The 7,097-nt window shown below is 60.3% G+C and carries 4 protein-coding genes and 2 pseudogenes; 4 read left to right on the top strand and 2 right to left on the bottom strand.

The genetic code is table 11. From position 1 onward, the window contains the following. Positions 1-573 (top strand): annotated as a pseudogene (locus ACIP1X_RS05905) (RNA polymerase-binding ATPase); the annotation flags it as partial. Between the two features lie 208 nt (positions 574-781). On the opposite strand, the gene ACIP1X_RS05900 reads toward ACIP1X_RS05905, so the two are convergent. Next, the gene (locus ACIP1X_RS05900; RefSeq protein WP_400750268.1) at positions 782-2,131 is read right to left on the bottom strand and encodes a spinster family MFS transporter; all 1,350 of its coding nucleotides are present in this window, start codon (positions 2,129-2,131) and stop codon (positions 782-784) included. Between the two features lie 301 nt (positions 2,132-2,432). On the opposite strand from ACIP1X_RS05900, the gene ACIP1X_RS05895 reads away from it, so the two are divergent. Further along, a complete protein-coding gene (locus ACIP1X_RS05895; RefSeq protein WP_122591563.1) occupies positions 2,433-2,801 on the top strand; it encodes a YkgJ family cysteine cluster protein in 369 nt (122 codons plus the stop codon). A 148-nt stretch (positions 2,802-2,949) separates the two neighbouring features. Next, positions 2,950-5,232: a putative bifunctional diguanylate cyclase/phosphodiesterase gene (locus tag ACIP1X_RS05890; protein WP_400750265.1), complete on the top strand. Its 2,283-nt coding sequence runs from the start codon at positions 2,950-2,952 to the stop codon at positions 5,230-5,232. Here the strand turns inward: ACIP1X_RS05890 and ACIP1X_RS05885 are convergent. Beyond that, complete coding sequence (locus ACIP1X_RS05885; protein ID WP_400750262.1) at positions 5,123-6,019, bottom strand: NAD(P)-dependent oxidoreductase; 897 nt, start codon at positions 6,017-6,019, stop codon at positions 5,123-5,125. The genes ACIP1X_RS05890 and ACIP1X_RS05885 overlap by 110 nt on opposite strands. A gap of 196 nt (positions 6,020-6,215) precedes the next feature. Between ACIP1X_RS05885 and ACIP1X_RS05880 the strand changes: the two are divergent. Continuing rightward, positions 6,216-7,097: pseudogene (locus ACIP1X_RS05880) on the top strand (hypothetical protein); the annotation flags it as partial.

Below are 7,097 nucleotides of genomic sequence, written 5' to 3'. Positions count from 1 at the left end.
ATCACCTGGGAACACCCGATGGTGCAGGGCGGCATGGATCTGGTGCTGTCCGGTTCGATGGGCAACACCGCCGTCGCGCTGATCAAGAACAAGGCGTTGAAGCCAGGCACCGTGTTGCTGGAGTTGCTCTACGTCAGCGAAGTCGTTGCGCCACGTGCGCTGCAACTGGGCCGTTACCTGCCGCCGGCCGCCCTGCGCTGCCTGCTCGATGCCAATGGCAACGACCTGTCGCCACGGGTTTCCTTTGAAACCCTGAACGACCAGTTGGAAAGCGTGCCACGCGCCAGCGCCAACAAGTTCATCCAGGCCCAGCGCGATCAGCTGACGCCACGGATCAACGCCGGTGAAGACAAGATCGCCCCGCGTCACGCCGAGCGCGTGGCCGAGGCCCGTCGCCGTCTGGCGGCCGACACCGACGAAGAACTGGCGCGCCTGACCGCGTTGCAAGCGGTCAACCCGACTGTGCGTGACAGCGAACTGGATGCGCTGCGCCAACAGCGTGAGCAAGGTCTGGCGATGCTGGACAAAGCAGCGTTGCGCCTGGAAGCGATTCGGGTGTTGGTAGCGGGCTAAACCGCCCTGCTCCCCTGCTGAAAACAACAAGGCCCGCAGCGATGCGGGCCGATCGTTCCCACGTTCCACGTGGGAATGCCTCAAGGGACGCTCCGCGTTCCAGCTCTGGAAAGGGACGCAGAGCGTCCCGTGCTGCATTCCCACGCAGAGCGTGGGAACGATCATGTATTCCCATGTAGGAGCTGCCGAAGGCTGCGATCTTTTGATCTTAAGCAGTCGCCACTGCAACCTCTGGTTCAACCACCGCAACCAAACCTTCCTTCATCCTCTGCGCATCGCGCACAAAACACCGCGCCGCGAGAAACAGAAACACCATCGTCAGAAACAGCGCCACCGGAATCAAATACATCGCGTCATGCAGCCCGACTGCCTTGAACGCCTCGGTCATCTGCTCAGCCCCCGCCGCCAGCATCGCCGTGTGCGCAAAGTGATCGGACAACCCACCGACCACCACCGGCCCCAAGCCACCGCCCAGCAGATACAACCCGGCAAAGAACAACGCCATCGCCGTCGCCCGCAGACGCGGTTCGACCACGTCTTGAATCGCCGTGTAAACGCAGGTGTAGAAGTTGTAAGCAAACAGCCAGCCGACACTGAATACCGCGACAAACACACCAATCTCGATGCGCCCGGAATGCAGGGCCCACGCCGTGCACAGGGTCGAAATAATCAGACTGAACGCCGCGAACAACAGCCGCCCATTGGCCACGCGCTGGTGAATCTTGTCCGCAATCCAGCCGCCCAGCGTCAAACCGATCAGTCCGGTCACGCCGACGATCACGCCAGTTGCCACGGCCGCTTCCTGCAGCGGCATGAGGAAATAGCGCTGCAGCATCGGCACCAGAAACGAGTTGCAGGCATAGGTCGCGAAGTTGAAGCACAAACCCGCCATCACCAGCCAGAGAAAGGTCGGCACGGCCAGAATCCGCCGAATAGGCTTGTCGACGCGTTCCTGCGAAACCTGCACGGTTTCCGCCGCGCCGCGCTTCGGCTCTTTAATGAAGAACATGAAGATCGCCAGGACCAGCCCCGGTACCGCCGCGATAAAGAACGGCGCGCGCCAGCTGTCGAATGCCTTGACCATCCAGCCGATGGTAAAAAACGCCAGCAACAAGCCCAGCGGCAGACCGAGCATGAAAATGCCCATCGCCCGCGCCCGACGATGCGCCGGGAACAGGTCACCGATCAGCGAGTTGGCTGCCGGTGCATAACTGGCCTCACCGATGCCGATGCCCATGCGCACGATCAAAAAGCTCCAGAAGCTGCCGACCAGCCCGTTGACTGCGGTCAGCGCGCTCCACGTCGCCAGGCCCCAGCCCATCAGTTTGCGCCGTGAGCCGGTGTCGGCCATGCGCCCCAACGGCAGGCCGGCAATCGCGTAAACAAGGGTGAAAGCGGTACCGACGATGCCCAGTTGAAAGTCACTGAGGTGCCATTCCATGCGGATTGGCTCGATGATGATCGCCGGAATGGTGCGGTCGAAGAAGTTGAACAGGTTGGCAAGGAACAGCAGGAACAGAATGCGCCAGGCATTCGCCGCTTGGGTCGAGTTCTGCATGGGTCCGTCTCTTTATTGTTATAGGGCTTCACTGCCAACGCATCCGAGCCCGGAACCTGCAATCTAGTCAGCCTGAGGGGGGCTGTCTGTGATCATTCGTCTGCCTGATATCGGGCCATGGCACTGTAACGAAACGTAAGCCCTTGATAATGCTTGAATCCCCCGAAAACCGGGGCCTTCGCGGCAAAACCTTGCCACAAAAAAATAGTTTCGCGCCCCCCTTCCCAACGCCGTGGCGAAGCCTAGAATAGCCGCCGGATCCGTCCGGATCTCCCGATCAATCCCTTTGATACCCCCGTCCATGTCCGAAGTCAGTCCGTGTCTGAATTGCGGTGCCTGTTGTTCCCATTTTCGCGTGTCTTTTTTCTGGGGCGAATGCGCTTCCTCAGGGGGTACGGTGCCCGATGACCTGGTCACGCAGATCAGCCCGAGCCGGGTGGCGATGAACGGCACCGACTGCAAATCGCCGCGTTGCACGGCGTTGGTCGGCGAAGTCGGCAGCGAGGTGAAGTGCTCGATTTATGAATTGCGCTCCAGCCCCTGCCGCGAGTTCGAATCGTCGTGGGAAAACGGCGAGCAGAACGTCGATTGCGACAAGGCCCGCGCACGTTTTGGCCTGCCGCCGCTGCAACCGGACTGGGCGCAAATCCCTTTCGAACAGATTGCCTAAGCCTTTAGCGCCAATCGCTATGACGCTAATGCCGAAATCATTAGCGCCAATGTGCCACTACCGCTTGCTCTGCGAAAACCGCCTCTATACTCCAGTCATTCGCCTGCGCTAGCCGCGCAGTAAGGACGACTCAGAGACGGGGCATGCTATGGAGTGGCTTGGTTTGCAGTTTGTTACCGAGCTGCCGGAGAGCGGGCAGGTCATTCTTAATTGCAGCCATAACCCGCTGCTGGTGCTGGTGGCCTATCTGGTCGCGTGCGCCGCCAGTTTTGCCACCCTCGACATGGCCGAACGCGTCGGTCACGCGGAAGACCCGCGCTCACAGCGACTATGGCGCTGGATCGGCGCGACCTGCCTGGCCGGCGGCATCTGGGCCATGCACTTCATCGGCATGCTTGCGTTTCAAGCACCGATCGACATCCAGTACGACCTGCCCATCACCCTGTTTTCCCTGCTGATCGCCCTGCTCGCCTCGTGGCTGGCCATGCACACCCTGAGCGAATCCCAGCCCAGCCTGGTGCTCTACCTGAAAACCGCGATCGTCATCGGTCTGGGTATTGCCGGCATGCATTACGTCGGCATGGCGGCGATGCAATCGGCCGCCACCGCGTACTACGATCCTGGACTGTTCACCCTGTCAGTGGTGATCGCCATCGGCGCCAGTTTCGCCGCTCTGTGGGTGGCAGGCTATCTGCGCGAAGGCAGCGGTTTACTTCATCAGGTACTCAAATACAGCGCCGCACTGATCCTCGGCGCCGGCATCTTCAGCATGCATTTCACCGGGATGGCCGCCCTCAAGCTGATTTTGCCCGAGGTCAGCACGCCGACACTGACCGCCGAAACCAGCCATTTGCAATTGGGCCTGACCGTGGCCCTGATCACCTTGCTGATTCTCGGCAGTGCAATCAGCGCCGCACTCGCCGATAAAAAACTGCAACACAAGGAGCATGACCTGCGCCGGGTCAACGCCCTGCTCAGCCAGCTCGACCAGGCGCGCATGTCGCTGCAGCAAGTGGCCAATTACGACGCACTGACCAACCTGATCAACCGTCGCGGCTTCAATCAGATCTTCGCCGAGAAGCTCAATCAGAAAGCCATCGAGGGCGGCATGCTCGCGGTGATGTTTCTCGACATCGACCACTTTAAACGCATCAACGACAGCCTCGGCCATGACGCCGGCGACGCGCTGTTGAAAGTCATCGCCGACCACATCAAAGGCTCGGTGCGCAGCCATGAAGACGTGGTCGCGCGGTTCGGTGGCGACGAGTTCTGCATCCTCATCGGCCTGCATGACCGCGAAGAAGCGCGCAGCATGGCCCAGCGCATCATGCAAAAAATGAAGGAGCCGATTGAGTTGGCCGGGCGGCGCATGGTGATGACCACCAGCATCGGCATCAGTCTGTTTCCGGATGACGGCACCACCTGCGAAGAACTGCTCAAGCACGCCGATCTGGCGCTGTATCAATCCAAAGGTGCCGGGCGCAACGGCCTGCATTTTTTCAATTCCAACCTGAAAAACCGCGCGACCATGGAGTTGCAACTCGAAGAAGAACTGCGTCATGCCCTGCGCGAAGAAAACGGTTTGATGCTGTATTACCAGCCGATCTTCGAACTGAAAACCGGCAAAGTCACCAAGCTTGAAGCGCTGATCCGCTGGCAGCACCCGGTCAACGGCCTGCTGACGCCGGATCGCTTCATCAGCATCGCCGAAAACAATGGCCTGATCGCCGAACTGGACAACTGGGTGCTGCGCCGCGCCTGTAAGGATTTGGGCGAACTGTCGCGCCACGGCTGCGACGAATTGAAAATCGCCTGGAACTGCTCGCCGCTGAACCTTGGCCGCGAAGAACTGGCTGACGAAATCGAAAACGCCTTACGCACTGCCGGTGTCGCGCCGGAACGGCTGGAGCTGGAAGTCACCGAGAATGCGCTGATGGGCAATATCGCCAACACCCTGGTGCTGCTGCGGCAGATCCGCGCCCTCGGCGTGTCGCTGTCGATCGATGACTTCGGCACCGGCTATTCGTCGCTGGCCTACCTCAAGCGTCTGCCGCTGAATACGCTGAAAATCGATCGCTCGTTCATCATCGACATTCCCAATGCCACGGCGGACATGGAGATCGTCCAGGCGATCATCGTCATGGCGCACACCCTGCATTTGCAGGTGGTCACCGAAGGCGTCGAAACCCTGGAGCAGTACGAATTTCTCGAACGCTCGGGCTGCGATTTCATTCAGGGTTACCTGCTCAGCCGCCCGGTGCCGCTCGACGAATTACGCCCGGTGCTGGAAGAAATCAATCAGCGCAAACAGTCCCATGCGGTCAATCCGTTGATTCTGGCGCGCGGTACATTTGCACCAGCGTCGCTGGATCCTTCGCCAAAAAGCCCTGCGCCCCATGCAGGCGCATCAATTGTGCGGCCAATCCGCTGATCGGCGTGGCCGAGCCCTGTTCGCGAGAAAACTTCACCGCGGTGTCGAGATCCTTGAGCAACGTGCGCACGTGCCATTTGATCGGCTCGAAACGGCTTTCGGCCATTTGCGGGGCGAGGATCTGCAACGGTTTCGAATCGGCAAAACCGCCGGCCAATGCTTCGGCGATCAGGCTGGCATCGACGCCGGCTTTTTCCGCCAACGCCACCACTTCAGCAATCACCAGCGCGTTGCAGGCGACGATCATTTGATTGCAGGCCTTGGTCACCTGACCGGCGCCCACGCCGCCCATGTGCGTGACGCGCTGACCGAGGTTTAGTAGCACCGGGCGCACTCGCTGAAGATCCGCCGCTTCACCACCGACCATAATTGCCAGACTGCCTGCCTCGGCACCGACCACGCCTCCGGACACCGGGGAATCCAGCCAGGACATGCCGGTTTTCTGCGCCAGTTCAGCGGCCATCTCGCGCGTCGCGGTCGGTTCCAGGCTGGAAAAATCCACCAGTAACTGGCCACTTTTGCCACCTTCGGCGACACCGCCCGCGCCGAACACCACCTCGCGCACCACCGCCGTATCAGCCAGGCACAGCATCACCACGTCGGCGTGTGCGCACAGTTCAGCCGGGGTCGCCACTTGCCGGGCGCCGGCCTCAACCAGTGGCGCGCATTTGTCCGGGTTGCGGTTCCACACGCTCAGCGAGTAACCGGCGGCCAGCAAGCGGCGGCACATCGGCAAGCCCATCAGACCGATTCCGGCGAACCCCAACGAAGGTAGCGTTGACATCATTTAGCCTCCTTTTGATTAAAGATCGCCGAATAATGGCCGATTCATCAGCGATCAGGAAAGGATTCCCCCGAGCGACCGTCAGGCCAAGTCCCTGACGCCCGGGCCAAATTCGCGCAAACAAGACGCGAGCTCTTATTCCGTGAGGTTCGCTGACATTGGTCTGCGAGCCAACCCAGTACCAGGTAAATGGCGCCCAATGACTTCTAAAAACAATACCGCCACTGCGGTCTCCGATCTGAATCCGAGCCCCGCCGCCAACAGCCCGTCATCGCCCAAACCGCTGGTTCCCTCGCGCCCGTTGTCGACCCAGCAATACCTGTACTTCACCGAAACCAATACCGACCGCATCCTCGACAACCTCGACGGCCTGCGCGACATGGTGTTCCCGCGCCCGCCGCACCTGGAAGGCGATAACGAACAGCACAACGATCAGGAATTTCCGTCGGTGTGCCTGATCGGCCTCGGTCGCTGCGGCTCGAACATCGCCCTCGACGTGGCGGAGCTGGTGTACAACGCGCGCAAGTTCTACCTCAACGAATTCAACAACGAAGATCGCCCGTCGAATGACCGACGCGCCACCGAAAAAGGCTACAGCCCGGCGCAGTGGATCAAGAACAACCTGCGCATCGGCAACAGCAAAGCGAGCAAACCGGTGTTTCTGGTTGAACCGCTGGTGATGCTCGGCGACCTCGACAAGGACATCGCCGGGCGCATCCGTTTCTCGCGCAAGGGCGAAAAAAGCGGCTTCCTGCGCGACTACAGCAAAATGAAGATCATGGACTTGTCCGAAGTCCACGCCGGTGGCGCCGGTAACGCGCCGATTCTCGGCCAGTATCTGGCGAAGATCATCCTCAACAAGGACACCCAGCGTTTCTCCAGCCCTGACTGGAAAATGATCCACTCGTACCTGATCGACAGCTGCGGCATCAAGGCCAACCAATCGCGCCTGTATTTCTCGATCTTCAGTGCCGGCGGCGGTACCGGTTCCGGCATGGCCTCGGAATTTGGTCTGGCCCAGCAGCACTCGTACATGAACAAGACGTTCGACACCAAACCGATGGACGAGCATGACGGCAAG

It is taken from the genome of Pseudomonas sp. NPDC088885 (genome assembly GCF_044750025.1).
In the GTDB taxonomy this organism is placed as follows: Bacteria; Pseudomonadota; Gammaproteobacteria; order Pseudomonadales; family Pseudomonadaceae; genus Aquipseudomonas; species Aquipseudomonas rustica.
The sequence above is the reverse complement of the archived record's forward strand: the minus strand, read 5'-3'. Positions and strand labels throughout refer to the sequence as shown.